The following is a 26936-nucleotide window of genomic DNA, read 5'->3' as shown; positions in this document are numbered from 1 at the left end:
GTACTGCTTTCAAAATGGTGCGCCCGAGAGGATTCGAACCTCTGACCACCTGGTTCGTAGCCAGGTACTCTATCCAGCTGAGCTACGGGCGCTCATAAACTTTTGATTTTGCTTTAAATGGTGCGCCCGAGAGGATTCGAACCTCTGACCACCTGGTTCGTAGCCAGGTACTCTATCCAGCTGAGCTACGGGCGCCCTGATTTAAAGCGATAAAAAAAGCTTACTCAACAGTAAGCCTTTTTCAGTTGTACCGGCTTGCTGACTGCCAGTACATGACTCATCGTGAGTCTAATATGGTGCGCCCGAGAGGATTCGAACCTCTGACCACCTGGTTCGTAGCCAGGTACTCTATCCAGCTGAGCTACGGGCGCAAATGGCGGAGAAGGGGGGATTCGAACCCCCGATGCGGGTATAAGCCGCATACTCCCTTAGCAGGGGAGCGCCTTCAGCCTCTCGGCCACCTCTCCGTTTGCGGGGCTGATAATACTTCACAGGGATTTTTAGTCAAACACTTTTTTGGAGAAAAAAGTGCGTTCGCTCGGTATTTGGCCAAAGCGTGGAATATTCAAGCAATATCGGCACTTATCCCGCTCTTTCGCCCCCTGCGGCGCCATTTTCAGCGCTCCGAAAAAACAAAAGGCGACACATGAGGTGTCGCCTTGTCACAGCCATTGATGCCGCTTAGAAGCCGGATTGACCCGGAACTTTCTCGGCCTGGATGCGCTGATAGATCTCTTCGCGGTGCACGGAAACTTCTTTCGGTGCGTTCACGCCGATACGAACCTGGTTGCCTTTCACGCCCAGCACGGTGACAGTCACTTCGTCACCAATCATCAGGGTTTCCCCTACACGACGAGTCAAAATAAGCATTCGCTTGCTCCTGTATCCTGTTTTGTATTTATATCGATATGCGACATTATCTTACAAAGATACCGATATGGTAAATGGTTGAAACTAAATCAATCAGGGATTGTTTCCCAGGGGCTGCTCATGAGGCTCCTGATCCAGCCCAAAAGCGGAGTGCAAGGCACGCACTGCCAGCTCCAGGTACTTCTCGTCAATCACCACGGATATCTTGATTTCAGAGGTGGAAATCAACTGCATGTTGATCCCCTCCTCGCCCAATACCTTGAACATGGTGCGGGCGACGCCAGGATGGTTCCACATCCCGACTCCGACGATGGAAACCTTGGCGATCTCACCGTTGCCCTGCACGCAGGCGGCCCCCAGCTCGCTGGCGGTCTCCTCCAGCAGGGCGCGCGCCCGGCGATAGTCATCGCGATTCACCGTGAAGGTGAAATCAGCGGTGCCATCGCCCAGCGTGTTCTGCACTATCATGTCGACATCAATGTTGGCGTCGCTGATCGGATTCAAGATCTGCGCTGCCACGGTGGGCCGGTCCGGCACACCCAGAATGGTCAGGCTGGCTTCGTTGCGATTGAACGCTATCCCGGATACCAGGGGAGCTTCCATCCTCTCACCTCCATATGTGATTAAGGTTCCCTCTCCCTCGACAAAGCTCGACAGCACCCGCAGCGGCACGCGGTACTTGCCCGCGAACTCCACCGAACGGATCTGCAGCACCTTGGCGCCCAGGCTGGCCATCTCCAGCATCTCCTCGAAGGTGATGGTGTCGAGACGACGCGCCTTGGGCTCGATGCGCGGATCCGTGGTATAGACCCCGTCCACGTCGGTAAAGATCTGGCACTCATCGGCCTTGATGGCCGCCGCCACGGCGACCGCCGTGGTGTCGGAGCCACCGCGCCCCAGGGTGGTGATGGCATTGTGCTCGTCACGACCCTGGAAGCCCGCGATCACCACCACCTTGCCCGCGCCCAGTTCAGCCTGAACCCGGTCGGTGTCGATGTGGGTGATGCGCGCCTTGCCATAGGCGGAATCGGTGTGAATGCGAACCTGATCACCGGTCATCGAGACCGCGGGGCAACCGCGTTTGTTCAACGCGATGGCCAGCAGCGCTATGGTGACCTGTTCACCGGTGGAGACCAGTACATCCATCTCGCGCCGGTTGGCATCAGGATCCAGCTGCTGGGCCATGCCCAGCAACCGGTTGGTTTCGCCCGACATGGCGGAAACAACCACCACCACGTCATGTCCCTGGGCGCGGGTCTGTTCGACCCGCTCAGCTACCGCCTCGATCCGCTCCAGCGTGCCGACCGAGGTGCCGCCGTACTTCTGTACATAGAGTGCCACAGATCACCTCGCCCGATTACAGGCGCTCTTCCAGCCAGGAGTGTACGGATTGCAGGGCCGCCGGCACTGCCTCAGGCTGGGTACCACCCGCCTGGGCCATGTCGGGACGACCACCGCCCTTGCCACCCACCTGCTGGGCCACCAGATTGACCAGCTCACCGGCCTTGACCTTGCCGGTCAGGTCGTTGGTGACGCCCGCGATCAGGTTGACCTTGCCCTCGCCGCTGGTGGCCAGCAGCACCACACCGGACTTCATCTGGTTCTTCAGTTCGTCCAGCATGCCGCGCAGGGATTTCGGATCGGCCCCTTCCAGCGCTGCAACCAGCACCTTCTGCCCCTTGATCTCGATGACCTGACCCAGCAGGTCGTTACCGGCCTGGGCGGCCAGCTTGGCCTTGAGCTGCTCCAGCTCGCGTTCCATCATCTTGGCCTTGTCCAGCACCTGGCGAACCTTGTCAGCGATGCTGAACTGATCGCCCTTCACCAGCGCGGCAGCCTCTTCGATCTGCTCGCCGACCTGATGCATGAAGTCGATGGCGGCCTTGCCGGTCACCGCTTCGATACGGCGCACGCCGGCGGCGATGCCGCTCTCGGCGATGATCTTGAAGAAGCCGATGTCACCGGTGCGCTTGGCGTGGGTACCGCCGCACAGCTCGGTGGAGTAATCGCCCATGCGCACCACGCGCACGTCGTCTTCGTATTTTTCGCCGAACAGCGCCATGGCGCCGGCCGACTTGGCCTCTTCCAGGCCCATCAGCTGGGTGATGATTTCGTGGTTGGCGCGGATCTGGTTGTTGACCAGCTCCTCGACCCGGCGAATGGTCGCCATGGTCATCCCCTCGAAGTGGGAGAAGTCAAAGCGCATGCGCTCGGCACCCACCAGAGAGCCTTTCTGGGTCACGTGCTCGCCCAGCGCCTGACGCAGGGCCGCGTGCAGCAGGTGAGTCACCGAGTGGTTCAGGGCGATGGCCTGACGACGGTCGCCATCGACCACGGCCTCGACCTCGGCCCCTTTCTCCAGGGTGCCCAGTTCCATGTAGCCCTTGTGGATGATCGCCTTGCCCGCTTTAACGGTATCGGTCACGGCAAAGATGCCGTCGTCCACTTTCAGGGTGCCGCTGTCGCCGATCTGGCCGCCGGACTCGGCGTAGAAGGGGGTCTGCTCCAGCACGATGACAGCTTCGTCACCGGCGATGAGACCGCTCACCTCGTCCACGCCCTTGTAGATGCCGACCACACGGGTGAGCTCGGTCAGGGTCTTGTAACCGGTGAAGGGGGTCTCGAAGTCGAGCTTGAGCATCTCGTTGTAGTTCACGCCGAAGCTGGATGCTTCCTTGGCACGAGCACGCTGCTTCTCCATCTCGGCCTTGAAGCCCTCTTCATCGATGCCGATCTCGCGCTCGCGCACCACGTCGGCAGTCAGGTCGGCCGGGAAGCCATAGGTGTCATACAGCTTGAATACCACCTCGCCCGGAATGACCTTGGCATCGCCCAGGTTGGCCAGAGCGTCTTCCAGCAGCAGCAGACCGCGATCCAGGGTGCGGACGAACTGCTCCTCTTCGATGCGCAGCACGCGCTCGACCAGCTGCAGCTGGGCGATCAGCTCGGCAGCGACATCCTTCATCTGGGCTGCCAGTTCGGCGGCCAGCTTGTAGAAGAAGACGTCGGTAGCACCCAGCTTGCGACCGTGACGCACGGCGCGGCGGATGATGCGGCGCAGCACGTAACCACGACCTTCGTTGGAAGGCATCACGCCGTCAGCCACCAGGAAGGCGCAGGAGCGGATGTGGTCCGCGATGACGCGCAGGGACTGGTTGCTCAGATCGGTGGTACCGACAATCTCGGCCGCTTTCTTGATCAGCGCTTGGAAGATGTCGATTTCATAGTTGGAGTGAACCCCCTGCATGATGGCGGAGATTCGCTCCAGACCCATGCCGGTATCCACGGACGGGCGCGGCAGCGGCTCCATGGTGCCGTCAGCCTGACGGTTGAACTGCATGAACACCACGTTCCAGATCTCGATGAAACGGTCGCCATCCTCTTCCGGTGAGCCAGGACGGCCGCCCCAGATGTGATCGCCGTGATCGTAGAAGATCTCGGTGCAGGGACCGCACGGACCGGTATCGCCCATGGCCCAAAAGTTGTCGGAGGCGTACGGGGCACCCTTGTTGTCACCGATGCGCACGATGCGATCGGCCGGTACACCGACCTCTTTTTCCCAGATGTCGAAGGCTTCATCGTCAGTCGCGTAGACGGTCACCAGCAGGCGCTCTTTCGGCAGTTGCAGCACCTCGGTCAGGAAGCCCCAGGCAAACTTGATGGCATCCTGCTTGAAGTAGTCGCCGAAGCTGAAGTTGCCCAGCATCTCGAAGAAGGTGTGGTGACGAGCGGTATAGCCGACGTTTTCCAGATCGTTGTGCTTACCACCGGCACGCACGCAACGCTGGGAGGTCGTCGCGCGGTTGTAGGCACGCTTGTCTGCGCCAAGGAACACGTCCTTGAACTGGTTCATACCCGCGTTGGTAAACAACAGGGTCGGGTCGTTATGCGGTACCAGCGAGCTGGAGGAGACAACCTGGTGCCCCTGGGAACGGAAATACTCGAGAAACGCAGCGCGTATCTCAGACGTGGACATATACATGGAAAATCCTGCTTGATTCGAATACGGACTTTTAACCGCATTAATGTAAGTTTTCTGCGGGGTAAAGTAAAACGGACAGGGCCGCCACGGGCGAAAAAGCGCACATAAACGGGCCGGAAAAGCGCCCCGCCGCCAACCGCGGCTTTTTTCACCATCAACAGGAGAAAAAGCGGCATGAAAAGAGGGTCAAGACAGGGAGAACCTGGCTTTCATCAATCTGAGCTGACAAGCCTATGAACAGGCAGGGAAAATCTTGCACAGGCGTCATAATGGCCTGGTCGGCAGATGGAAACCGGCGACCAGGCGCCGGCAAACCGGAAATGAAGAGAGCGGGTGTACGGCGATGGGGCTCTCGTCTCTCGAGTCATCTCAAGATCCCAGCACAAACATCGCCGTTCTACTCCTCCCGCTCCTGCAGGGCAGAGATGGCGTAACGGGCCTGATCCTGGCTAAAGCCGCGCCCCAGCAGATACTTGAGCCACTTCATCCGCAGCTTGAAGTCGGCCAGGTCGGCTAGGTTGGCCCGTCGTTCCAACAGCTCGAGGGCGAGTTCGAACCAGTCCAGCTCGGGTTGCTCGAAGGCGGCATCGATCTGGCCATCGTCCAACCCCTTGCGGCGCAGGTCGAAACGGATCTTGAGCGGGCCATGCCCCTTGGCGGCACCCGCCCGTACCGCCATGGCACCATAGCGCTCGTCATTGACCCAGTTGTAACCGCGGCAATAGTCGACTACCGCCTCGATCACCTCTTCCTGATAGCCCTGCTGGCGCAGGCGTCTGGCCAGCTCCGACTTGGCACTCTCGCGACGGGCCAGACTGCGCATGGCGTAGGCACGGGCGGCCGCCAGCTGCTCTGCAAAGCTCGGTTCGGCGGGCTCGACCGGTTCGGTAACGGATTCATCGACCATAAATGACAAGGCCGGGTATCAACCCGGCCTTCCTTTCGCTCTTATTCGAACTCTTGTTCGTTTTCGGCTTCAAACTCGTCGTACTCGGCAGCGGAGGGCTTCTCCTCCACCGGCGCGGCGCCGGAGAGCAGCAACTCGCGCAGTTTGGCTTCCACTTCGCCAGCCAGCGCCTTGTTTTCGGCGAACAGCTTCATGACGTTGGCCTTGCCCTGACCGATCTTCTCGCCGTTGTAGCTGTACCAGGCACCGGCCTTGTCGATCAGCTTGTGCTTGACGCCCAGATCCACCAGCTCGCCCTCTTTGGAGATGCCAGCACCGTAGAAGATCTGGAATTCGGCCTGCTTGAAGGGAGGGGCCACCTTGTTCTTCACTACCTTGACGCGGGTCTCGTTACCAACCACTTCGTCACCTTCCTTGATGGCGCCGGTACGACGGATATCCAGACGCACGGAGGCGTAGAACTTGAGCGCGTTACCACCGGTAGTGGTCTCCGGGCTGCCGAACATAACGCCGATCTTCATCCGGATCTGGTTGATGAAAATGCACAGGCAGTTGGCGTTCTTGATGTTGGCGGTCAGCTTGCGCAGCGCCTGGGACATCAGACGAGCCTGCAGGCCGACGTGGGAGTCACCCATCTCGCCTTCGATTTCCGCTTTCGGGGTCAGGGCCGCCACGGAGTCGACGATGATGACGTCAACCGCATTGGAGCGCACCAGCATGTCGCAGATCTCCAGCGCCTGTTCACCGGTGTCCGGCTGGGAGATGAGCAGGTCGTCGACGTTGACGCCCAGCTTGGCGGCATAGATGGGGTCGAGTGCGTGCTCCGCATCGACGAAGGCACAGGTCTTGCCCTTCTTCTGGGCTTCGGCGATCACCTGCAGGGTCAGCGTGGTTTTACCGGAAGATTCCGGGCCGTAGATCTCGACGATACGACCGCACGGCAGACCACCGATCCCCAGCGCAACGTCCAGAGAGAGGGAGCCGGTGGAGATGGCTTCGATATCCATGGTCTTGCTGTCGCCCAGACGCATGATGGAACCTTTGCCGAACTGCTTTTCAATCTGACCCAGCGCAGCCGCCAGTGCCTTCTGTTTGTTCTGATCCATGCCAATCTCCGCTGGAAATCGTGAGTAAAAATGAAGTTGGGCTAAGTATACTGTCTATTCATACAGTATCAAGCCCAATTTATCTGAGCAGGGCCAACAGACCCGACAAGGCCTGTCTCACCGCCTGCTGACGCACCTGCCGGCGATCCCCGTCGAAACGGGCCAGCAGGGAGTGGTGGCGGCCGTTGCTGTCGGCCCAGGCAAACCAGACGGTGCCGACCGGTTTGCCCTCGGTGGCGCCGCCGGGGCCGGCGATGCCACTGATGGCGACACTGATGGAGGCCGACGAGTGGGCCAGCGCGCCGCGGGCCATCTCCAGCACCACCGCCTCGCTCACCGCGCCGTGCTGCTCCAGGCTCTCGTCGCTCACCCCCAGCATCTGCTGCTTGGCCTCGTTGGTGTAGGTGACAAAGCCGCGATCGAACCAGCCTGAGCTGCCCGCGATGTCGGTGATGGCCGTTGCCACCCCGCCGCCGGTACAGGATTCGGCGGTGGCCGCCAGCCAGCCTCGCTGGCCAAGGGCTCGCCCCAGCTCGATGGCGAGGTGCTCTATCTCTGCGTCCAGTTTCATCGCGACTCCCTCTGATGCGTGCAAGAGGCACATTATGCGATCCCGCCGCCGCCTGCCGCAACTGAACGCCGCTCACCAGGCTGATGCCTCTGCCTACACGGAGGGTCGTGATCCCCGACCTCCCCCGCCACGCCGCTTATGTGTAGAATGGCGCCATCAAGCTCAAGGCTCATCACCGCAGACACAGGCCCGCAGAGGCCCCTTCTGGAATAGAACATGACCGCACAACACCAAGCCACTGGCGCCGCGCCAGGCGCCAATCTCAGCGCCCACACGCCCATGATGCAGCAGTATCTGACCCTCAAGGCCGAGAACCCGGAGATCCTGCTGTTCTACCGGATGGGCGACTTCTACGAGCTGTTCTACGACGATGCGCGCAAGGCTTCCCAGTTGCTCGACATCTCCCTGACCAAGCGCGGCCAGTCGGCTGGCAGCCCCATTCCGATGGCAGGAGTGCCCTATCACGCCATCGAAGGGTATCTCGCCAAGCTGGTGCAGCTGGGCGAATCTGCCGCCATCTGCGAGCAGGTGGGGGATCCCGCCACCAGCAAGGGGCCGGTGGAGCGCAAGGTCATTCGCATCATCACCCCAGGCACCGTCTCCGACGAGGCGCTGCTCAGCGAGCGGCAGGACAACCTGATCGCCGCCGTCTACCACGATGGCCGCCGCTTCGGCTATGGCACCATGGACATAGGCTCCGGCCGCTTCTTCATCAACCAGTTCGAGAAAGAAGAGACCCTGCTGGCGGAGCTGCAGCGCACCAACCCGGCCGAGCTGCTCTACCCAGAATCGTTCGCCTTCCTGCACCACGTCGAGGGTCGCCGCGGTCTGCGCCGCCGCCCGGAGTGGGAATTCGAGCTCGGCACCGCCCGCAAGCTGTTGTGCCAGCAGTTCGGCACCCAGGATCTGGTAGGCTTTGGCGTCGAGCAGAGCGAGACCGCCCTGTGTGCCGCCGGCTGCCTGATGCAGTACGTCAAGGACACCCAGCGCACCGCCCTGCCCCACATTCGCAGCGTGCGCCTCGAGCAGCCCGATCATGCGGTCATCATGGATGCCGCCACCCGCCGCAATCTGGAGCTGACCCAGAATCTGGCCGGCGGCCATGACAACACCCTCTCCGCCGTGCTGGACTGCACCGCCACCCCCATGGGCAGCCGGCTGCTCAAGCGCTGGATCCACCAGCCGATCCGCGACCGGGTGATCCTCAAAGGCCGTCAGAGCACCATCAAGGAGCTGATCGAGCAGAACCTTTACGATGAGCTGGGTGGTTTGCTGCGCCAGGTCGGCGACGTGGAGCGGGTGTTGGCGCGCCTGGCCCTGCGCTCTGCCCGTCCGCGCGATCTGACTCGTCTGCGCCAGGCCTTCGCCCAACTGCCGGAACTGCAGCGCCTGCTTGCGGGCAGCGAGCACGACGCGGTGCAGCAGCTGCGCGAGCGGGCCAGCACCTTCCCCGAGCTGTTCGACCTGCTGGAGCGCGCCGTGATGGAGGTGCCGCCGGTGCTCATTCGCGATGGCGGCGTGATCCGCGAAGGGTTCAACACCGAGCTGGACGAGCTGCGGGATCTGGCCAACGGCGCCACCGCCAGCCTGGCCCGCATCGAGGAGCGCGAACGGCTGCTGACCGGCATCAACACCCTCAAGGTGGGCTACAACAAGGTGCACGGCTTCTATATCGAGGTGAGCCGTGCCAACAGCCATCTGGTGCCGGCCCACTACATCCGCCGCCAGACGCTGAAAAACAACGAACGCTACATCATCGACGAGCTGAAGAAGTACGAGGACAAGGTGCTCACCGCCCAGGCCCAGGCGCTGGCGCTGGAAAAACGTCTCTACGAAGAGCTGCTCGATGCCCTGCTGCCGCACCTCGGCGACCTGCAGGAGTCCGCCGCCGCACTGGCGGAGCTGGACGTGCTGGCCAACCTAGCGGAGCGGGCCGAGACCTTGGACTACCGCTGCCCGACGCTCATCGATGAGGATCAGATCCTGATCGAGGCGGGCCGCCATCCGGTGGTGGAGCAGGTGATGACCGACCCCTTTATCGCCAACCCCATCCGGCTGGAGCGGGAGCGGCGGATGCTGATCATCACCGGCCCCAACATGGGCGGTAAATCCACCTACATGCGCCAGACCGCGCTGATCGTGCTGCTGGCCCATATCGGCGCCTTCGTGCCGGCCGACAGTGCCCGCATCGGCCCCATCGACCGCATCTTCACCCGCATCGGGGCGTCGGACGATCTGGCCTCCGGCCGCTCCACCTTCATGGTGGAGATGACCGAGACCGCCAACATCCTCAACAACGCCACCGCCCGCAGCCTGGTGCTGATGGACGAGATTGGCCGCGGCACCAGCACCTACGACGGCCTCTCCCTGGCGTGGGCCTGCGCAGAACAGCTGGCGAGCAAGATTGGCGCCTACACCCTGTTTGCCACCCACTACTTCGAGCTGACCCGGCTGCCGGAGCTGATGAGCGGGCTGGCCAACGTCCACCTCGATGCAGTGGAGCACGGTGACACCATCGCCTTCATGCACGCGGTACAAGAGGGGGCGGCCAGCCGCTCCTACGGTCTGCAGGTAGCGGCGCTGGCCGGGGTGCCCAAATCGGTGATCCAGCAGGCCCGTCACAAGCTGCACGAGCTGGAGAGCGCCACCCCGGTGGCCGCCGGCGAAGTGCGCCCGGCCCCGGTCGCCCTGCCGTCCCAGAGCCATCCGGTAGTTGATGAGCTGGAAGCGGTGCGCCCGGACGAGCTGACCCCGCGCCAGGCGCTTGACCTGCTCTATCGCCTCAAGCAGATGCTGTAAACCGTCATCAACACAGCAATAAAAAGGGGAACCGTGAGGTTCCCCTTTTCGTTTTCATGGTTCGGCCTGTCGTCAGGCCGGCCCTATCCTGTCCATCAGGCTCATGTGGCTGGAGCCCTCGTGGCGCTTGAGCTTCTGGCGATACTCGAACTGGTGCTGACTCTCCTGCTTGAGGCCCAGCATCAGGGAGTAGCACATGGCCAGCATGATCACCGAGAAGGGCAGCGCCGCTATGATGCTGGCGGCCTGCAGGGCGGCCAGTCCGCCGGAGACCAGAAGAATGGCGGCCACCAGCCCCTGACCCAGCCCCCAGACGGCGCGGTGCAGCACGGGGGGATCCTGATCTCCGATGGAGAGCAGGGTCGTAATGACCAGGGTGCCCGAGTCGCTGGAGGTGATGAAGTAGGTGCAGATGAGCAGGGTCAGCACCCCCTTGGCGATCCAGCCGAAGGTCTCCCAGTGCAGCAGCTCCACCGTCTTGTAGAGCGCCAGGGTGACATCCTGATTGACCGCGGCCACCACGCCACCACTGCCGAACAGCTCCAGATTCATGGCAGTACCGCCGAACACGGTGAGCCAGAACATGCCGAGCAGGGAGGGCACCAGCAAGACACCGAGCACGAACTCGCGGATGGTACGCCCCTTGGATATGCGTGCGATGAACATGCCGACAAAGGGCGCCCACGCAATCCACCAGCCCCAGTAAAACGCGGTCCAGCTCGACTGCCAGGCCGAGGTGCCGTTGGCCTCGGTGTTGGTCCAGAAGCTCAGCTTGACGATGTTCTGCAGGTAGTCACCGATGTTCTGCACATAGGCGTTGAGGATGTAGGTGGTCGGCCCCAGCACCAGGAAGAGGCCCAGCACGAACACGCTCAGCCAGATATTGAGCTCGGAGAGGATCTTCACCCCGCGTCCGACGCCAGATACGGCCGATAGGGTGGCGATCAGGCTGATGCCGCCGATGAGCCAGAGCTGGTTCGCCTGCGAGACTTCCATGCCGAACATCTGGTTGAGGCCGGTATTCATCTGGGAGACCCCCAGGCCAAGGGAGGTCGCCACCCCGAACACGGTACCAAACACCGCCAGCACGTCGGCGGCGTGACCCCAGAAACCGTAGATGCGATCGCCGAGCAGCGGATAGAGCACGGAGCGGATGGCCAGCGGCAGCTTGCGCCGGTAGCTGAAGAAGGCGAGCGACAGGCCGACGATCACATAGATGGCCCAGGGGTGCAGGCCCCAGTGGAAGAAGGTGAGACGCATGGCGATCTGGGCCGCCTCCGGGGTCATCCCTTCGGTGACGAAGGGGTTGCCCTGCAGGTGGTACATGGGCTCGGCGATGCTCCAGAACACCAGCCCTATCCCCATGCCGGCGCTGAACAGCATGGCGAACCAGGCGAAGTAGCCGAATTCCGGTACCTGGTCGTCGTCACCCAGCCGGATGCTGCCGAAGCGGCTGAACATCAGATAGATGGCGAAGAACAGGAACAGGGCGACCACCAGGATGTAGTACCACTTGAACCCGGCGATGATCTTGTCCTTGGCCCCCACGAACCAGGTGGCGGCGGTTTCGGGGACGAACATCCCGAACAGCAGGAACAGGGTGATGACGGTGAGCGCCGTCATGGCCATGGTCGGGTTGAGGCCTTTGAACAGCCCTTTGTTTGCTCTCATCTGGCCTCCTTAGTCGTTGTTGAAAAAGTCTTCACCCACGTGATCACCGGCGCCGCCGATGGCGCGGTAGACCAGCTTGCCGGCCGTCTGCGCTCGGTGGTCCACCAGGCTGACGGAGGGCTGACCGTTCACCGCGTGGCGCTTGCCGAGGAAGATGGCCATGGGCACGCCCAGGTTGGAGATGCCGCTGGTGATCCAGAGCCGGTTGAAGTCGTAGGAGCCGCCGATGAACTCCAGCTGGGCCAGCCCGGTATCGAGGCCGGTCAGGTAGAAGTTCATTGCGCTCTCGTCCGGGAAGAGGTGCACCAGCACATAGGCATAGCGCAATTCGTTTACCAACTCCTTTAGGTTGAAAGAACCTGTTTCACTGCAGGAGAGCGGCAACTCACCGTCGTAGTGATGGACCTTGAGGTTGTTGGGATCTTCGTCATAGGCGGGCTGGTAACGCACGAAAGCCGAGGTGTCAGGCAGTTCATAGCGGACTCTGACCACTCGAAGGTCGGCCACCAGCGCTTTGATGTCCAGTTCGTCACTCATCATCTTGCTCCTCGAAACAGCAGGGGAAAATAGGGGGAAAGCTCATTACCCTAACACAAAATAATTAGAGCAGAAAAGATTACAGTAAAAACCATATTGACCTTGTGACGAATTAGGCGGAGAATTTTGCGCCTCCCAATCACCCCTCGACGATTTCATACCCCATGGAAAAACATGATGAAGTGCTGGTCGCCCTGCGCCAGATCATTCGTGCCATCGACATGCACTCCAAGCGCTTGATCAAGGAGGCAGGCCTGACCTCGCCCCAGCTCTTGCTGCTCAAGGGGATCGACGAGCTGGGTCAGATCTCCATGCGTCAGCTGGCGGATCACACCAACATGAGCCAGGCCACCGCCACCACCATCATGGACCGCCTCGAGAGCCGCCAGCTGGTGCAACGCATCCGCAGTGAAACCGACAAGCGCAAGGTGCATGCGACACTGACTGACGCAGGCCGAGCCCTGCTGGCCCAGGCGCCGACCCCGCTGCAGGAGCGCTTCATTCAGCGTTTTCAAGCACTTGAGACCTGGGAGCAGACCCTGCTGCTCTCCTCTTTGCAGCGTATCTCCACCATGATGAATGCCGACGAGATAGACGCGGCCCCGGTGCTGAGCGTCCGGCCCCTCACCGAAGAGCGGGCATAAAAAAAGCTCCCGAACGGGAGCTTTTTTTATGGGCCGAGGCGAGCGGGATCACTCTTCCAGGCTGATGCCGATATTGGAGACACCGTCCTGCGCGGCGAAGGCACGCACGGCCAGGATGCGGTCGCTGTCACGCTCGTGGGCCACCCGCTTGAGCAGCTCGACCTGGAACTCCAGCTCGGCCTCCATGTATTCGTGCTCGTAGAGCTCCTCGTCGGTGAGGTCGCGCTCTTCCAGCATCTCGATGAAACCGGCGACCGTACCGACCGAGGCATGGCTGGCGTCGTTGGCCTCTTCCCCCACCCGGCAGATCACCGAGTTGTAGGCGCAACCCAAGGCGACACAGGCATCCAGCGCCGGATAGGCACCGTAGGATTCGAACTTGCTGGGTTCCGGAATGTAGACTTCGAACGCTTCCAGAATCGCCCCCAGATTGACCCGGGATCCTTTCACCGTCAGGTAGTTCCACATCTGATCCAGTGCGTGACGAAATGCCTTCGCATCCCCGAAACCGGAGGCCTGGGAAAACAGCGCATAGTTGGGGTACATGCGCTCTGCCAGCGCCAGGGTGTAGACCGTCTGTTGCCAAGGCTGTAGCTCGGCCAGTCGCTTATAAAACTTGTCACCAAACACTGGAGTCGGATCCTTTGCAAAATGTGGGGCAGATTGTAGCCCACGAGGGGCCGCGCGAAAACGAAAAAGCGGCCTGGTCGGCTATGTTGGCCGGTCAACTCGGGTAAGATGAAGGCAGAGCGGCCTCTCTCCCGCGCCGCAAATCTGATAAGGAACAAGAGTATGAGTCAACGTACCCTTCTTTTGCTCAGCCAGGACAATGCTCACTACGAGCGCCTGCTCAAGGCGGCCCACCTCCCTCATCTGCGCATTTTGAGAGCCGACAACCAGAGCGACGCCGAGAAAGTGATCGGCGATGCCCACATCCTGATGGCCGAACCGGCGCGCGCCAAACCGCTGCTGGCCAAGGCCAGCAAACTCAGCTGGCTGCAATCCACCTACGCCGGGGTCGACGTGCTGCTGGATGCCAGCTGCCGCCGTGACTACCAGCTCACCAATGTGCGCGGCATCTTCGGCCCGCTGATGAGCGAATACGTGTTCGGTCATCTGCTCAGCCTGATGCGCCAGATCCCCCTCTACCGGGAACAGCAGAAGCAGCGGCTGTGGCAGAGCCACCCCTATCACGGCCTCAAGGGACGCACCTTGCTGATCCTGGGCACCGGCAGCATAGGCCAGCACATCGCCCACACCGGCAAACACTTCGGCATGAAGGTGCTCGGCGTCAGCCGCAGTGGCCGCGAACGGGCCGGTTTCGACCAGGTATATCAGCTGCCCGCCCTCAACAAGATGCTGGCGCAGGCCGACGTCATCGTCAGCGTGCTGCCCGCCACCCGCGAGACCCATCACCTCTTCACTGCCACCCGTTTCGAGCACTGCAAGCCGGGCGCCATCCTGTTCAACGTGGGACGCGGCAACGCCATCCACGAGGGAGATCTGCTCACGGCACTGCGCACCGGCAAGCTGGGGATGGCGGTGCTGGATGTATTCGCGCAGGAGCCGCTGCCCGCCGACAGCCCGCTCTGGGGCCAGCCCAACCTCATCGTCACACCGCACAACAGCGCCTACAGCTTCCCCGAAGACGTGGCCCAAATCTTCGTGCGCAACTACATCCGCTTCATCGACGGCCAGCCGCTGGACGGCAAGATCGACTTCGACAAGGGCTATTGATGGCCGCCAGCCAATAAAAAGGCCCCGCCAGCGTGGCGGGGCCTTTTTGTTTCGACGAGAGAGGCATCAACCGGCCTCCATCTCCTTGCGATAGCTCTTCACCTTGGCGAGGAACTGGCGCTTCTCCTTGCCGGAGAGCGGCTCCGCCATCGGCAGCTTGACCTTCATGGCATCCACCGGGCGGTTGTTGATCCGCACCTCGTAGTGCAGGTGAGCGCCGGTGGAGCGACCCGTGTTGCCGGAGAGGGCAATCTTGTCGCCCATCTTCACCTTCTGGCCCGGTTTGACCAGCAGCTTGCTCAGGTGCAGGTAACGGGTCATCAGGGTACGACCGTGCTTGATCACCACATAGGTGCCGGCCAGCGGGTGGCTGGTCGCCTTCAGGACCACACCGTCACCGGTCGCCATCACGGGGGTACCGACCGGCAGAGCAAAGTCGGTGCCCTCGTGAGGCCGCACCTGGCCGGTGATCGGGTGACGGCGATTCGGGTTGAAGCTGGAGCTGACCCGGTAGCGGCTGTGGGTCGGGTAACGGCGGAAACCGCGCTCCAGGCTGTTGCCCTGCCCATCGTAGTAGTTGCCATCTTCGGACAGCCAGGCGGAGACGTTCTGACCCTGACTGAACACTTCCACCCCGAGCAGCTGGGTGTTGCCTGTGCTCTTGCCTTCGACCGTCTCCTGACGCACCAGCACCTTGAACTTGTCGCCCTTTTTCAGATCCTTGGCGAAGTTGAGCCGCCACTGGAACAGGTTGGCAATTTTCTGGATATGGTTGGCCGGGATCCCCGCATTGCGGGCACTCACGTAGAAGCTGCCATTAATGACGCCGTCATAGCTCTTCTTCTGCCACTCCACCTCTTCATTGAGCATGTTGGCGCTGTAGGTGTCGTCGGTACGCTCCAGCACCAGGGTCTGCTTGATGTTCAGACGGATCTTCATCTGCTGCAGTATGTTGTCCTGATCGATCAGCAGCTCGATGGTCTGGCCCGGCTTGAGCCGTGCCAGATTGTTCTTGGTGTCGGCATCCAGCACCTTGTAGAGGGTGGTGGTGGAGAGACCCAGGTTGTTGAAGATGGTGGTCAGATTCTCGCCATTGCGAACCCGGTAATCCTGCCACTGGGGGGTGGCGTCGGCCGGGATGTCATCTTCCGGCGTCGCGGCTTCTACCAGCTCGTGATCCGGGATGTCGTTGAAGTCCGTATTGTCTTCGTTGGTTGCGGTGCCATTGGTGGCGATCGGCAACTCCAGTCGCAGCGGCCGCTCCAGGATGTCACCCGGGGCTGGCAATATGGCTACCGCCGACAGCGTCATGGCCGTCAGCAGTAGCATGGCGTAAAAGTGTTTGCGGGGAACCGGGGGTTCCCAATTGGCGGCCTGCGCTACCAAGGGACGGAGACGTTTCATCCGCTATCCTGTCATTAGATCCAAGGGTGTTAGTGGTCAGTCTGTTTGTTATGAAACCGTATAAAACTGATTGTTTGACCTAAATACTCACAATTAGTTCATAGCAATCTGCATGAACCTCACATTTTATGCATAACATTCCTTCATGGGCAGAAATGATCGTCTTTTTTAACCATTTTTTCCTATTTTTAAGAGCCGGGTCAGCTCACCTCCGACCCCAGGTTTCAACATGTTGCGATAACTTTTCCATGGAGTGGATATGTCGTTAGCGAAACTGTTAAATCGAATCATCCTGATTTTATTCCTGATTGGCGCCGTCCTGCTGTTCATGCTGGAAGTCACCACGGTGCGGCAATCCATCCTCGATCAGATGTCCGCCAACCTGGAAACCGCCATCACCGCCCTCGGGCTGGTGCTGCAAGGCACCCTGCTCAACGATGACAAGGTACTGGCCGAGACCATAGTCAACGCCATGTTCGACGGGGGCTTCGTCAGCGCGGTCACCCTGCTGGATCCGGATGGTCAGGTGCTGTTTCAGAAGGTCTTCCACACCGCGCAACAGAACGTGCCGACCTGGCTCCCCTCTGTTATCGACATGCCGCCAGTAAAAATTGAGCAGGAGCTGACCGATGGCTGGCGCATGCTGGGCACCCTCACCCTGGAAGGGCATACGGGCTATGCCTACCAGCATCTGTGGAATGCGATCAGCCGTACCGGCACGGCCCTGCTGGCAGGTCTGCTGATCTTCACCCTGGTGATCTCCTGGGTCTGCAAACGACTGCTGCGCCCGCTCGAGCAGATCAATCTGCAATTGGTGAAGATCCGCAAGCGCCAGTTCAGTGGCACCCTGGACGCTCCCTGGCTGCAGGATCTCAAGGAGCTGGCCGGCTCGGTCAACCAGCTGGTGTCCGAACGCAAGCGGGATCTGCTGCAGCAACGGCTCAAGATAAGCCAGCTCGGCAAACAACTCCCCATGGTCAATGAGCCGCTGCAGACCCTGACCTGCGCAGGAGAGGGGCTGTTGCAACAACACTTCTTCTCGACCCAAGGCAGCATTCGTCTCTACAGCCGCCTCATTCCGGAAGTCACCCCGTCACTGAACAGTTCACCGGACGAAATCCGGCACCTGCTCGATCTCTGGCTGCATCATGCAGTCGAGGGATTGCAGCTGCCGCTCAGCCTGCTCGGCCATCCCGACTGGGCACAATTTGCACCTCTGCTGGCCAAGGGCAGAGGCAAGACCCTCGACTGGCGCTGGGATCAGGAACATGTGCCACCCCTTGCCCAGGAGCGGCTGGCCGCCTTGCAGGAACAAGGGGTGGAGATGGCCTTCAGCGCCATCCCGATGACCAACGAGACCTTCAATCAGCTCGACCCCATCAATCCCGTTTTCATCAGCTGCCAACCGACCCAGGCTCCGCTCTATTGGAACCTGGTGGCCCAGTGCCTGCACAGTGCGGGCTACACCCTGCTGGCGGAGGCCGGCGACATTCAGGATATCGACACCCTGCGCAACTGGGGCATTGATGGCTACGCCGGCAAGGAGGCATGATGAACAGGACCGGATTGTTGCTCGCCCTGCTGTGGCCACTGCCGCTGCTGGCCAACCCCACCACCATAGCCACCGGCGGTGAACAGGGGATCTATCACCAGATCGCCAAAGAGTTCTGCCGGCTCGCCAACAAGAGCGATGCCGGACTGCAGTGCAAGCCACAGGCGACCTCGGGCTCCATCGAAAATCTGCGCCAACTGAAAAGCGGCGAGACAAGCTATGCGCTGGTGCAGTCGGACTGGCTCTACCAGGCCAGTAACGGCCTGGGTCCATATGCCAGTCAGCCGCAGCCAGAGCTCAGGGCCATCTTCGCCACTCACGCCGAACCCTTTACCATAGTGGTGAGGGCCGACGGCGACATCACCAGCCTGGAGCAACTCAAGCTGGCCCCCATCGACATGGGGCTCAAGAGTTCCGGCACCCGCCAGACGGCGCTCGCCCTGTTCAACGTGCTGGGCGCCAAGGAGCAGGATCTCGATCTCAAGAGCGTGGCCAATCTGGCCGAGTCCCTGTGCAGCAAACAGATCGACGCCTATGGCCTGGTGATGGGTCACCCCAACCGCATCGTGCTGGATACCGCCAAACGCTGCCCCGTGCGTTTCCTGCCGATCGAGGGGGCAACCCGGGATCAGCTGCTCAAAGGGGTCAAGTATTACCAACGCAGCCAGATCCCTGCGCGTATCTATCCGGGCAACCTCAAGGCGACGCCGACCTTTGCCATCGCCGCCACCCTGGTCACCACCGCCAGCACGCCACAGGCCGACGTTTACCGCCTGACCCGGGCCATGCTGGCCCAGCAAACCAAGTTCAATGAGCAAACCTACGGTTACGCCAACCTGTTTCACCAGGCGCGCAATAAAACCGGCCCGGTGCTGAGCATCGAACAGCATCCGGGCGCGGCAAAATATTTCGAGGAGTTGAAAGCGGCGGGCAAGCTATAGCTGACGGCGAGGGGAGCGCAACTGCTCGCTGGAGAAGCGGGTCTTCATCGAGGTCCACTGCGCCAACCTGTCGGCACTGCCTGCCAGGGTTCCTTCGCGGCGGGACTTCATGATCCAGATGCTCTTGGCATCAAAACTGTAGACGGGGATAAGATCGGTCCGCTTGCTGCCGGGCAGGATCCGGTTGTTGATGTTGTCGAGCACCAGCGGATCCGACTTGGGGGTCGCGAAGTAAAGCGTCACCATGTGGAACTGGTTGTACTTGACTGCCTTGACGTAAGCCAGCCGCAGCTTCTTCTCGTCCACCCCAAGCTCCATCAATGTGTAGTACTTGGAGATGCTGTAATCCTCGCAGTCGCCACCACGGGCACCAATAAATTCCAGCGGATTGGCCCAGTAATCTTCCATCCCCCATAACTTGGGATCATCGCTGTAGGTCAGGTTGTTGAAGTAGTTGTTGACCAGCTCGATCTTCTGCTGATCCGTGGTGCCGGCCCTTGGCGTCAGCAGACGTGAAAAGGCCTCCGCCCGCTGGAGGGCCCGACCGCCATAGACCTCCTGCAATTTTGCCTGCAGTGCAGGGCTGGCCATGTATTCGGAGAGGCGGGAAGCCTGCACGCTGGCACAGCAGAGCGCCAACGTGCAGGTGGGAACGAGCAGCCATTTCATACCAGACACTCCCTGCAAGATGCTGGAGGTCAGTATAGTTGCCTCTGGCGGCCCCAGCGGCGAGCACGCGAGTGCTTCGACGCGGTCAACGGCACTCGGCGAAGGCGTCGGCCAGCTGCTGCATGAAGCGGGGATAGCCATCCGGACCGAGCGGCACCTGTTCACCGACTTCGTCCAGCAGCAGCACCTTGGCACCGGTATTGCGGGCGACCGACTCGATCACCGCCGGCGAGAACTGCGGCTCGGCATAGATGCAGCTCGCTTTCTTCTCTTCCAGCGCCTTGCGGATCTCCACCAGAGTCTTGGCGCCGGGGCGTCGCTCCGGGCTCACGGTGAAGTGGCCCTTGGAGCTCATGCCGTAGTGGCGCTCCCAGTAGCCATAGGCTTCATGAAACACGAAGTAGCCCTTCTGATTCACCGCCTTCATCTGCTCGGCGATCACCTTGTCCTTGGCCTCCACCTTGGCCTTGAACGCCAGCAGGTTGGCGCGATAACGCTCGGCGTTGGCAGGATCCTGAGCGCTCAGGGTTTCGCTCAGGGCATTGGCGATGACCAGCGCCTGGGTCGGTCCCAGCCAGATGTGGGGATCGACACCCTCGTGGTGGTGCCCCTCATGACCGTCGTGGTCATGGCCTTCATGCGCCTCGTCGGCGTGCTCTTCATGACCGGCCTGCTTGCTGTAGTCAAACAGCGGCATCCCTTCCACCTGGGTCAGGGTCAACACATGAGGATGCTTGGCCAGCGGCTTGGCCATGAAACCTTCCAGCTCGGGGCCGACCCACACCACCAGATCGGCCTCGTTGATGCTGCGAATATCGGAGGGGCGCAGGGAGAAATCGTGGGGCGAAGCGCCGGTCGGCAGCAACACCTTGGGCTCGCTCACGCCGTCGGTGATGGCAGCGGCGATGAAACCCAGCGGCTTGATGGTGGTCAGCACCTCGAGGGCGCGGACAGGCAGACTCACCGCCAGCAGGGCAGTGATCAGGGCAAGAATTCGCATAGAGATCTCGTCAGGAAGTGTGTGTGTGATAATATAACAAACCAACGTTATTGTTATATTATAACTCTCACAGGCTGTAAACCCCGGAGCTGTCATGACCCAACTGGTGGAGCTGAAAGAGGTCTGTCTTTCATTTGATGGACGACTCGTGCTCGACAAGGTCTCCTTTACCCTGAACAAAGGCAAAATCACTACCCTGGTCGGCCCCAACGGGGCGGGCAAGAGCACCCTGAGCAAGCTGGTGCTGGGTCTGCTCACGCCAGATTCAGGCCAAATCACCCGCAGCCGCGACCTGCGGGTCGGCTATGTGCCCCAGCGCCTCTATCTGGATCCCACCCTGCCGCTGACGGTGCGTCGCTTTCTGCAGCTTGGAAAGAATGGCCGCCTCTCCATCGAGGAGGCACTAAGCCGGGTCGGCGCGGAAGATCTGCTGGACAACCGGATGCAGAAGCTCTCCGGCGGCGAAATGCAGCGAGTGCTGCTGGCCCGCGCCCTGCTGGTCAAACCCGAGCTGCTGGTGCTGGACGAGCCGGTGCAAGGGGTGGACATCAACGGCCAGATCGAGCTCTACGCCCTCATCAGCCAGCTGGCCGCCGAGTTCAACTGCGCCGTGCTGATGGTCTCCCACGACCTGCACCTGGTGATGGCCAGCACCCACGAGGTGATCTGCCTCAACCGCCACGTCTGCTGTCACGGCGAACCGGAGAGCGTGGCGCGCCACCCCGAGTTTGCACGTCTGTTCGGCCGACCGGAGCAGGAGGTGCTGGCGGTCTACACCCACCATCACCACTGCGACGGCGAACACCATCATCATGAACCGCAGGCCCCCGTCATTCGCCTGCCCTCCCGCAATCAATAACGTACCCGACAGGATCATCAAGTGGACAGCTTTCTGTTATACGCCCTCGCGGCCGGCCTCGGCATCGCCCTGCTGGCTGGCCCCCTCGGCAGTTTCGTGGTGTGGCGCAAGATGGCCTATTTTGGCGACACCCTCTCCCACGCCTGCCTGTTCGGCATCGCGCTCGGCATCCTGCTGCAGGTGGATCTCACCCTGGCGGTGGTGGTCTGCTGCCTCGCCATGGCCATGCTGCTGGTGATCATGAGCCGCAACCAACAGGTGGCCACCGATACCCTGCTCGGCATCCTGGCCCACAGCGCCCTGTCGCTCGGTCTAGTCACCTTGAGCTTCATGGACAACGTGCGGGTGGATCTGATGGCCTACCTGTTCGGCGACCTGCTCTCGGTGCAGCCGATGGACTTGCTCTGGATCTACGGCGGTGGCGCCCTGGTGCTGCTCACCCTGTGGCGGCTGTGGGATCCCCTGCTCTCCATGACCATCTCGGAAGAGCTGGCCCGAGTGGAAGGGGTGAGGGTCGATGTGCTGCGCTGCGTGCTGATGCTGCTGATCGGATTGGTGATCGCGGTGGCGATGAAGTTCGTCGGGGCGCTGATCATCACCTCCTTGCTGATCATCCCTGCGGCAACCGCCCGCCGCTTCAGCCGGACACCCGAGCAGATGGCCGGCTTTGCCGCACTGATCGGGTGCCTGGCGGTATTGGGAGGGCTCTCGCTCTCCTGGTATCAGGACACGCCGGCCGGTCCGTCTGTCGTGGTCTGCGCCACCAGCCTGTTCGTATTAAGCCAGTTCAAGAAAGCCTGAGCCTAAAGTGGCCTGATCCTTGTAATCAGGTCACTCCACATCCCAGCCCGTCGGTAGTGGTCTGCGCCACCAGCCTGTTTGTGCTTAGCCAATTCAAGAAAGCCTAAGCCTAAAGTGGCCTGACCCTTGTAATCAGGTCACTCCACATCCCAGCCCGTCGGTAGTGGTCTGTGCCACCAGCCTGCTTGTGCTGAGCCAGTTCAAGAAAGCCTGAGCCTAGAGAGGCATGCTCTGGCGTGTCTCCATCATCAGCCATTGGCGCAGCCGGCTGATGGCGGGCTCATGGGCCCGCGAGCGCTTGCAGGTGAAGTAGAAAGCATCCCCCGTCTCCAGCTGGTGTACCGGCAAGGCCACCAGCTGGGGATCATCCGGTCGCAGCATGTAGTCGTTCACGAATGCCACCCCCTGATCCCAGGCTGAAGCCTCCATCGCCAGCAACACATGACTGAAGTGGTGCATCCGCGCCTCCGCCGGGATCACTAATCCCCCGGCCTTGGCCCAACGCTGCCAATCCTCTCCCCGCGCCTTGTAGATGGACTGCACCGACAGCAGCGGCAGTTGCCAGATGGCGTCCGGCCACTCCCCCTCCACCTGCTGCAACAAGCGGCGGCTGCAGACCGGGAAGAGCCGCTCCCGGTAGATGAGATCGTGACAATAGCCCCGACCATGGGGCGAGACGGTGATGAAGCAGTCCGCCACCCGATCGGAGAGTTCAGGATCCTCCGCCACCATCTCCAGGCTGAGATCCAGCTCGGGGTAGAGCTGGCGCAGCCCCGCCAGGCGCGGGATCAGCCACTTCACCGCAAACGAGCTGTAGACCGCGAGCCGCAGCCGCATCTCGCCACCGCCGCGCAGTTGCTCGCTGCTCTGGGCAATCTGGCCTAGCCCGGCGGAGATCCCCTCGAAATAGACCTCGCCCTGCGCCGTCAGCGACAGCAGCCGACCCTGACGCAGCAGCAGCCGTTCCCCCAGAAAATCCTCCAGCAGGCGGATCTGATGGCTGACCGCGCTCTGACTGACGTTCAGCTCAAGGGCCGCGCGGGAAAAGCTGAGCAGGCGGGCAACCACTTCGAAGTATTGAACGGCGCGCAGGGGAGGTAGCTTCATTATCCAAAATTCTCATGCATGGTGATTTTTTATCATTTTACTGGATAACGAAACGCGGGCTACCCTTCCCTCATCTGACGCAGGAGGTAGCATGAATGCAGTGGGGATCGGCATCCTTTATCTGGTGCTGGGCAATATGGTGGCAGTCTTTTCCGACGCGCTGGTCAAGGTGCTGGAGCCGGATCAGCCGGTGTTCCAGTTCGTCTTCTTCCGCCAGCTCTCCGCCGCCATCCTGCTGACCCCCTGGCTGCTCTGGTCATGGCGTCGCAACCCGCCAGTGGCGCTCAAGTGGCACCTGCTGCGGGCCCATATCTGGGCCATCGGCGTCTGCCTGATGGTGATCGCCCTCACCCGGCTGCCGCTGGCCACCGCCAACGCCCTCTTCTATGCGGCGCCTCTGATGATGGTGCCGCTGGCGGTGTGGCTGGTGGGGGAAGCGATCTCGCGCCAGAAGGTGCTGACCGCCTTTATCGGCTTTGTCGGGGTGCTGATCGTGCTGCGCCCCACCGAGGTGAACTGGGCGGCGCTCGCGGCGCTCGGGGTGGCGCTCTCCATGGCGCTCAACAATCTGCTGATCAAGCGGATCCCGCTCCAGCAGCCCATCGCCCAGACCCTGTTCTTTACCAACGTGCTGAGCATGCCCTTCATCCTGGCGCTGGCCTGGTGGGAAGGGGGCGACTGGCAGTGGCAGATGTGGTGGCCCGCCTTCGGCTCTTCGGCGCTGATCATGGTCTATGCGGGGTTGTGCGTGGTGGCCTATCGCAAGGCGGAGGCGAGCAAGATCGCCTCGGCCGAGTACACCGGCCTGCTGATGGCGGTCGCCATCGGGGTGTGGCTGTTCGATGAGCAGCCGGGCCTGCCGCTGCTGCTGGGGTGCCTGTGCATCATACTGCCGCTCATCGCCATGGCCCGCAGCAAGCCCAAGCCACAGGCCGAACCGGCGCTCTAGCCAACCAGGGTCACCCCAGCAGCGGGGCGACCCTTTGTTGTAGATGGGGGATCACATCCTGCTCGAACCAGGGGTTCTTCTTGAGCCAGAAGGTGTTGCGCGGTGACGGGTGCGGCAGCGGCAACCAGGCCGGACCGTAGTCCGCCCAGCTGCGCACCGTCTCGGTCAGCGACCCTTTCGCCGCATCCCGCAGGTAGTGGCCTTGCGCATACTGGCCGATGAGCAGGGTCAGCTCGATGTTGGGCAGCAGCATCAATACCTTGTCGTGCCAGGTGGAGGCACATTCGGGGCGCGGCGGCAGATCCCCCGACTTGCCCTTGCCGGGGTAACAGAGCCCCATCGGCATGATGGCGATGCGGGATTCATCGTAGAAGGTGGCCTTGTCCACTCCGAGCCACTGGCGCAGGCGATCGCCGGAGGGGTCGTCCCAGGGGATGCCGCTGGCATGCACCCGGGTGCCGGGCGCCTGGCCGATGATCAGCAGGCGAGCGTGCTCGCTGCCACGGATCACCGGTCTGGGCCCGAGCGGCAAGTGTGCCTCGCACAGGCGGCAGGCACGGATCTGTGCAAACAAACTGTCGAGTCGGTTCATGGGCCCGATAGTAGCAGAGTTTTCCCCCGGATCCTGCTTGTGAAAGATTCAGCAGATACTTATTATGCAGCCACATTTGTTTAATTTAATAAACGGAGCGAGATGAAGAACTGGATGGGCACCGGCAGCGCGGCCCTCTCATTCGTGCTGTGGGGCATGCTGCCCCTCTATTACCAGTTCATGCCCGCGGTCAACATGTGGGAGCTGCTCTCCCACCGAGTACTCTGGTCGGCGGTGCTGCTGGGGATCCTGTTCCTCGTCGTCGGCTACCGGGTGCCCTGGGCGCGGCTGCGCAGCGAACCGCGCCAGCTCGGCCTCATCCTGCTGGCCGGCCCCGTCATGTCCATCAGCTGGTGCATGTTCACCTGGTGCCTCACCACCGGCCAGGTGCTGGCCACCAGCCTCGCCTTCTTCATGACGCCGCTGTTCAACATCGTCTTCGCCGTGTTGTTCCTCAAAGAGAAGCTCACCCCGCAAAAACACCTGGCGGTGGCGCTGGCCCTGGCGGGGCTGGCCTACATGCTCTTTTCTTACGGCCAGCTGCCCTGGTTCTCCCTGGTCATGGGGGCCAACTTCGCCCTCTATGGCCTGCTCAAGAAGAAGGTGCACTATGACGCCGGCGTCAGCCTCTACCTCGAAGCGCTGGTGCAGCTGCCCGTCGCCCTGCTGATCATCGGCGCTCTGGCGGTGAGCGGCGCCAGCCAGTTCGTGGCCGGTGACTGGACCGAGCGACTGCTGCTGATGGGCAGTGCCCCCGCCACCCTGCTGCCAGTGGGGCTGTTCTGCTATGGCATGATGCGCACCCGCATGAGCACGGTGGGTCTGCTGCAATATATCGAGCCCAGCCTCGCCTTCCTGCTCGCCATCTTCTGGTTTGGCGAGATGCCGGATCCGGTGAAATCGGTGGGGTTTGCCTTCGTCTGGGCCGGCCTGCTGGTGAGCCTGCTGCCGCTGCACAGGCTCGGGCGCCATCTGCGCCGCAACGCCGACGCTCAGGGTCTGCCGCGGTAGGACTCCAGGATGGCGTGCCACTTGGGATCCCGGTCCATCTGCTCGGCGATGTCGTTCAGCCTGTCATGCAGATCACTGTGGGATTTGGGCAACAGTATGTGACGGGTATAGCTGGACTGGGCGAAGGGCGAGACGAACAGCTTGCCCTCGAAGGCGGGGTCGTGAGTAAAGAAGGTGAGCGCCGAGCCCGGCACCAGGGTCACGTCGATGCGGCCGCGCACCAGCAGGCTGAAGTTGGTCTTGACCTTCTTGGCATCCACCCGCACCAGATCGCCTCTGGCCGACGCCTCGTCGATCCCCTGATAGTGGTACCCCTCGATGCCGCCGAAGGTCATCCCCTTGAGCGAGTCGGGCCCGCGATAGGTGACCGGTCTGTCGGCACTTGAGATGAGCTCGTTGGTATCGCGCATGATGGGAAAGGTCCAGAGATAGCGTTCGCGCTGGGGATCCCCCACCCAGGCGGGATTGACCCAGGCCACCAGACCGTCGAAGCCAGGATCCGACATCTCCAGCGCCAGTCTGGCCCGATTCACCAGCCAAAGTTCCAGCTTGGGTTCTCCGCCAAGCTTTTCATTGAGATACTTGACCAGATCCCGGCTCAGACCGCTCTGCTCCCCGGTCATGAAGGGGGGGTGCTGATGATAGTCGTAGAGACGCAGCGTCTCGCCATGAGCCGATATCGACAGCAGACACCACAACCACCACCATGCTCGCATCGCACCTCCTTGGGCTGCTCTTGAGTGTGGCACAGAGAGATCGAATGAGAAAATCCCCTAGCGGCGTCGAACCGGCTACCAGCCCGCCCACCCGCCATTGGTTCATCTACATGGTGCGCACCGCCAGCGGCCTGCTCTATACCGGGATCAGCACGGATCCGCTCCGCCGCCTGCGCCAGCACCAGAGTGGCAAGGGAGCCCGCGCCCTGCGCGGCAAGGGGCCACTGACCCTGGCGTGGCAGCAGGCCGTCGGTGAGAAAGGCACGGCGCTGCGCCTCGAATACCGGCTCAAGCAGCAGAGCAAAGCTTTCAAAGAGCAGCTGATCAGCCAGCCGGAGCGCTGGCTCGCCTGCAGCGAATCATGGCTGGCCGCCCGCCCGGCCACAAAAAAGGCCGCTGCATGCAGCGACCAGGGAAGGCTCCGATAGCAGGGAGGGTCAACAGCAGGTTGATTAACCAGCTTGTGCTGGCGACTGAACAGCAGACACAAAAAAGGCCGCTGTACGCAGCG

24 protein-coding genes, 4 tRNA genes and 1 pseudogene are annotated in these 26936 nt (G+C 61.6%); 10 read left to right on the top strand and 19 right to left on the bottom strand.

Annotated features, from left to right (window positions below; all coding sequences use genetic code 11):
• Positions 1-15 precede the first annotated feature (15 nt).
• From AB5Y95_RS02710 to pncC, 10 genes are all read right to left on the bottom strand, one after another.
• Positions 16-92 (bottom strand) — tRNA-Arg (locus AB5Y95_RS02710).
• A 26-nt stretch (positions 93-118) separates the two neighbouring features.
• Positions 119-195 (bottom strand) — tRNA-Arg (locus tag AB5Y95_RS02705).
• 99 nt (positions 196-294) lie between these two features.
• Positions 295-371: transfer RNA gene (locus tag AB5Y95_RS02700), tRNA-Arg, on the bottom strand.
• A gap of 3 nt (positions 372-374) precedes the next feature.
• A tRNA-Ser gene (locus tag AB5Y95_RS02695) sits at positions 375-467 on the bottom strand.
• A 214-nt stretch (positions 468-681) separates the two neighbouring features.
• Complete coding sequence (gene csrA / locus AB5Y95_RS02690; protein ID WP_005305164.1) at positions 682-870, bottom strand: carbon storage regulator CsrA; 189 nt, start codon at positions 868-870, stop codon at positions 682-684.
• 93 nt (positions 871-963) lie between these two features.
• Positions 964-2211: an aspartate kinase gene (locus AB5Y95_RS02685; RefSeq protein ID WP_005305167.1), complete on the bottom strand. Its 1248-nt coding sequence runs from the start codon at positions 2209-2211 to the stop codon at positions 964-966.
• Between the two features lie 16 nt (positions 2212-2227).
• Positions 2228-4852 (bottom strand): alanine--tRNA ligase, encoded by a 2625-nt coding sequence (gene alaS / locus AB5Y95_RS02680; protein WP_368159459.1) that lies wholly within the window; start codon positions 4850-4852, stop codon positions 2228-2230.
• Positions 4853-5249: 397 nt separating this feature from the next.
• Positions 5250-5759: a regulatory protein RecX gene (locus tag AB5Y95_RS02675; RefSeq protein WP_368159461.1), complete on the bottom strand. Its 510-nt coding sequence runs from the start codon at positions 5757-5759 to the stop codon at positions 5250-5252.
• Positions 5760-5800: 41 nt separating this feature from the next.
• Positions 5801-6865, bottom strand: a complete 1065-nt coding sequence (gene recA / locus AB5Y95_RS02670; protein WP_005305178.1) for a recombinase RecA — start codon at positions 6863-6865, stop codon at positions 5801-5803.
• A gap of 79 nt (positions 6866-6944) precedes the next feature.
• Positions 6945-7436: a nicotinamide-nucleotide amidase gene (pncC, locus tag AB5Y95_RS02665; RefSeq protein ID WP_054543504.1), complete on the bottom strand. Its 492-nt coding sequence runs from the start codon at positions 7434-7436 to the stop codon at positions 6945-6947.
• A gap of 216 nt (positions 7437-7652) precedes the next feature.
• Between pncC and mutS the strand changes: the two genes are divergently transcribed.
• On the top strand, positions 7653-10235 hold the full coding sequence (gene mutS, locus AB5Y95_RS02660) for a DNA mismatch repair protein MutS (protein ID WP_368159458.1): 2583 nt from the start codon (positions 7653-7655) through the stop codon (positions 10233-10235).
• Positions 10236-10307: 72 nt separating this feature from the next.
• Here mutS and AB5Y95_RS02655 read toward each other — a convergent pair whose 3' ends face one another.
• On the bottom strand, positions 10308-11906 hold the full coding sequence (locus tag AB5Y95_RS02655) for a BCCT family transporter (protein ID WP_017778335.1): 1599 nt from the start codon (positions 11904-11906) through the stop codon (positions 10308-10310).
• Between the two features lie 9 nt (positions 11907-11915).
• A complete protein-coding gene (locus AB5Y95_RS02650; RefSeq protein ID WP_017765335.1) occupies positions 11916-12443 on the bottom strand; it encodes a hypothetical protein in 528 nt (175 codons plus the stop codon).
• Between the two features lie 164 nt (positions 12444-12607).
• Here AB5Y95_RS02650 and AB5Y95_RS02645 point away from each other — a divergent pair, with 164 nt between their 5' ends.
• Positions 12608-13087 carry a MarR family winged helix-turn-helix transcriptional regulator gene (locus AB5Y95_RS02645; RefSeq protein ID WP_005305194.1) on the top strand — a complete coding sequence of 160 codons (480 nt, stop codon included), beginning with the start codon at positions 12608-12610 and terminating at the stop codon, positions 13085-13087.
• A gap of 48 nt (positions 13088-13135) precedes the next feature.
• Here AB5Y95_RS02645 and AB5Y95_RS02640 read toward each other — a convergent pair whose 3' ends face one another.
• Entirely contained in the window at positions 13136-13717 is a 582-nt protein-coding gene (locus AB5Y95_RS02640; protein WP_005305197.1) for a YjaG family protein, read from the bottom strand.
• Positions 13718-13879: 162 nt separating this feature from the next.
• Here AB5Y95_RS02640 and AB5Y95_RS02635 point away from each other — a divergent pair, with 162 nt between their 5' ends.
• Positions 13880-14824 (top strand): D-2-hydroxyacid dehydrogenase, encoded by a 945-nt coding sequence (locus AB5Y95_RS02635; protein WP_368159457.1) that lies wholly within the window; start codon positions 13880-13882, stop codon positions 14822-14824.
• Positions 14825-14890: 66 nt separating this feature from the next.
• Here AB5Y95_RS02635 and mepM read toward each other — a convergent pair whose 3' ends face one another.
• Complete coding sequence (gene mepM, locus AB5Y95_RS02630; protein WP_005305203.1) at positions 14891-16228, bottom strand: murein DD-endopeptidase MepM; 1338 nt, start codon at positions 16226-16228, stop codon at positions 14891-14893.
• A gap of 259 nt (positions 16229-16487) precedes the next feature.
• Between mepM and AB5Y95_RS02625 the strand changes: the two genes are divergently transcribed.
• Positions 16488-17780, top strand: coding sequence for a LapD/MoxY N-terminal periplasmic domain-containing protein (locus AB5Y95_RS02625; RefSeq protein WP_201990320.1), 1293 nt, complete (start codon positions 16488-16490; stop codon positions 17778-17780).
• On the top strand, positions 17780-18721 hold the full coding sequence (locus tag AB5Y95_RS02620; protein ID WP_005305209.1) for a TAXI family TRAP transporter solute-binding subunit: 942 nt from the start codon (positions 17780-17782) through the stop codon (positions 18719-18721). The genes AB5Y95_RS02625 and AB5Y95_RS02620 overlap by 1 nt, the downstream gene beginning before the upstream one ends.
• Here AB5Y95_RS02620 and AB5Y95_RS02615 read toward each other — a convergent pair.
• Positions 18716-19390 (bottom strand): transglutaminase-like cysteine peptidase, encoded by a 675-nt coding sequence (locus AB5Y95_RS02615; protein ID WP_005305212.1) that lies wholly within the window; start codon positions 19388-19390, stop codon positions 18716-18718. The genes AB5Y95_RS02620 and AB5Y95_RS02615 overlap by 6 nt on opposite strands.
• A gap of 85 nt (positions 19391-19475) precedes the next feature.
• Positions 19476-20390: a zinc ABC transporter substrate-binding protein ZnuA gene (gene znuA, locus AB5Y95_RS02610; protein WP_335852585.1), complete on the bottom strand. Its 915-nt coding sequence runs from the start codon at positions 20388-20390 to the stop codon at positions 19476-19478.
• Positions 20391-20484: 94 nt separating this feature from the next.
• Between znuA and znuC the strand changes: the two genes are divergently transcribed.
• Complete coding sequence (gene znuC / locus AB5Y95_RS02605) at positions 20485-21249, top strand: zinc ABC transporter ATP-binding protein ZnuC (protein WP_010636073.1); 765 nt, start codon at positions 20485-20487, stop codon at positions 21247-21249.
• 21 nt (positions 21250-21270) lie between these two features.
• Complete coding sequence (znuB, locus tag AB5Y95_RS02600; RefSeq protein ID WP_017788148.1) at positions 21271-22050, top strand: zinc ABC transporter permease subunit ZnuB; 780 nt, start codon at positions 21271-21273, stop codon at positions 22048-22050.
• Positions 22051-22266: 216 nt separating this feature from the next.
• Here znuB and AB5Y95_RS02595 read toward each other — a convergent pair whose 3' ends face one another.
• The gene (locus AB5Y95_RS02595; RefSeq protein WP_368159456.1) at positions 22267-23157 is read right to left on the bottom strand and encodes a LysR substrate-binding domain-containing protein; all 891 of its coding nucleotides are present in this window, start codon (positions 23155-23157) and stop codon (positions 22267-22269) included.
• 91 nt (positions 23158-23248) lie between these two features.
• Between AB5Y95_RS02595 and AB5Y95_RS02590 the strand changes: the two genes are divergently transcribed.
• Positions 23249-24106 carry a DMT family transporter gene (locus tag AB5Y95_RS02590; RefSeq protein WP_368159455.1) on the top strand — a complete coding sequence of 286 codons (858 nt, stop codon included), beginning with the start codon at positions 23249-23251 and terminating at the stop codon, positions 24104-24106.
• A 10-nt stretch (positions 24107-24116) separates the two neighbouring features.
• Here the strand turns inward: AB5Y95_RS02590 and AB5Y95_RS02585 are convergent, their stop codons facing one another.
• The gene (locus AB5Y95_RS02585; RefSeq protein WP_214454695.1) at positions 24117-24698 is read right to left on the bottom strand and encodes a uracil-DNA glycosylase family protein; all 582 of its coding nucleotides are present in this window, start codon (positions 24696-24698) and stop codon (positions 24117-24119) included.
• Positions 24699-24800: 102 nt separating this feature from the next.
• Here AB5Y95_RS02585 and rarD point away from each other — a divergent pair, with 102 nt between their 5' ends.
• The gene (gene rarD / locus AB5Y95_RS02580) at positions 24801-25709 is read left to right on the top strand and encodes an EamA family transporter RarD (protein WP_368159454.1); all 909 of its coding nucleotides are present in this window, start codon (positions 24801-24803) and stop codon (positions 25707-25709) included.
• Here rarD and AB5Y95_RS02575 read toward each other — a convergent pair.
• The gene (locus tag AB5Y95_RS02575; RefSeq protein ID WP_368159453.1) at positions 25691-26425 is read right to left on the bottom strand and encodes a substrate-binding periplasmic protein; all 735 of its coding nucleotides are present in this window, start codon (positions 26423-26425) and stop codon (positions 25691-25693) included. The genes rarD and AB5Y95_RS02575 overlap by 19 nt on opposite strands.
• Positions 26426-26469: 44 nt before the next feature.
• Here AB5Y95_RS02575 and AB5Y95_RS02570 point away from each other — a divergent pair.
• Positions 26470-26881, top strand: a pseudogene (locus AB5Y95_RS02570) (GIY-YIG nuclease family protein).
• Positions 26882-26936 lie beyond the last annotated feature (55 nt).

The sequence above is a fragment of the Aeromonas sp. R5-3 genome (assembly GCF_040908225.1).
GTDB classification, from domain to species: domain Bacteria; phylum Pseudomonadota; class Gammaproteobacteria; order Enterobacterales; family Aeromonadaceae; genus Aeromonas; species Aeromonas dhakensis.
The sequence above is the reverse complement of the archived record's forward strand: the minus strand, read 5'-3'. Positions and strand labels throughout refer to the sequence as shown.

Coding starts and splice junctions, on each gene's coding strand:
- csrA (WP_005305164.1), bottom strand. CDS start 870: ATGCTTATTTTGACTCGTCGTGTAGGGGAAACCCTGATGATTGGTGAC.
- alaS (WP_368159459.1), bottom strand. CDS start 4,852: ATGTATATGTCCACGTCTGAGATACGCGCTGCGTTTCTCGAGTATTTC.
- AB5Y95_RS02675 (WP_368159461.1), bottom strand. CDS start 5,759: ATGGTCGATGAATCCGTTACCGAACCGGTCGAGCCCGCCGAACCGAGC.
- recA (WP_005305178.1), bottom strand. CDS start 6,865: ATGGATCAGAACAAACAGAAGGCACTGGCGGCTGCGCTGGGTCAGATT.
- pncC (WP_054543504.1), bottom strand. CDS start 7,436: ATGAAACTGGACGCAGAGATAGAGCACCTCGCCATCGAGCTGGGGCGA.
- mutS (WP_368159458.1), top strand. CDS start 7,653: ATGACCGCACAACACCAAGCCACTGGCGCCGCGCCAGGCGCCAATCTC.
- AB5Y95_RS02655 (WP_017778335.1), bottom strand. CDS start 11,906: ATGAGAGCAAACAAAGGGCTGTTCAAAGGCCTCAACCCGACCATGGCC.
- AB5Y95_RS02650 (WP_017765335.1), bottom strand. CDS start 12,443: ATGAGTGACGAACTGGACATCAAAGCGCTGGTGGCCGACCTTCGAGTG.
- AB5Y95_RS02645 (WP_005305194.1), top strand. CDS start 12,608: ATGGAAAAACATGATGAAGTGCTGGTCGCCCTGCGCCAGATCATTCGT.
- AB5Y95_RS02635 (WP_368159457.1), top strand. CDS start 13,880: ATGAGTCAACGTACCCTTCTTTTGCTCAGCCAGGACAATGCTCACTAC.
- mepM (WP_005305203.1), bottom strand. CDS start 16,228: ATGAAACGTCTCCGTCCCTTGGTAGCGCAGGCCGCCAATTGGGAACCC.
- AB5Y95_RS02625 (WP_201990320.1), top strand. CDS start 16,488: ATGTCGTTAGCGAAACTGTTAAATCGAATCATCCTGATTTTATTCCTG.
- AB5Y95_RS02620 (WP_005305209.1), top strand. CDS start 17,780: ATGAACAGGACCGGATTGTTGCTCGCCCTGCTGTGGCCACTGCCGCTG.
- AB5Y95_RS02615 (WP_005305212.1), bottom strand. CDS start 19,390: ATGAAATGGCTGCTCGTTCCCACCTGCACGTTGGCGCTCTGCTGTGCC.
- znuA (WP_335852585.1), bottom strand. CDS start 20,390: ATGCGAATTCTTGCCCTGATCACTGCCCTGCTGGCGGTGAGTCTGCCT.
- znuC (WP_010636073.1), top strand. CDS start 20,485: ATGACCCAACTGGTGGAGCTGAAAGAGGTCTGTCTTTCATTTGATGGA.
- AB5Y95_RS02595 (WP_368159456.1), bottom strand. CDS start 23,157: ATGAAGCTACCTCCCCTGCGCGCCGTTCAATACTTCGAAGTGGTTGCC.
- AB5Y95_RS02590 (WP_368159455.1), top strand. CDS start 23,249: ATGAATGCAGTGGGGATCGGCATCCTTTATCTGGTGCTGGGCAATATG.
- AB5Y95_RS02585 (WP_214454695.1), bottom strand. CDS start 24,698: ATGAACCGACTCGACAGTTTGTTTGCACAGATCCGTGCCTGCCGCCTG.
- rarD (WP_368159454.1), top strand. CDS start 24,801: ATGAAGAACTGGATGGGCACCGGCAGCGCGGCCCTCTCATTCGTGCTG.
- AB5Y95_RS02575 (WP_368159453.1), bottom strand. CDS start 26,425: ATGCGAGCATGGTGGTGGTTGTGGTGTCTGCTGTCGATATCGGCTCAT.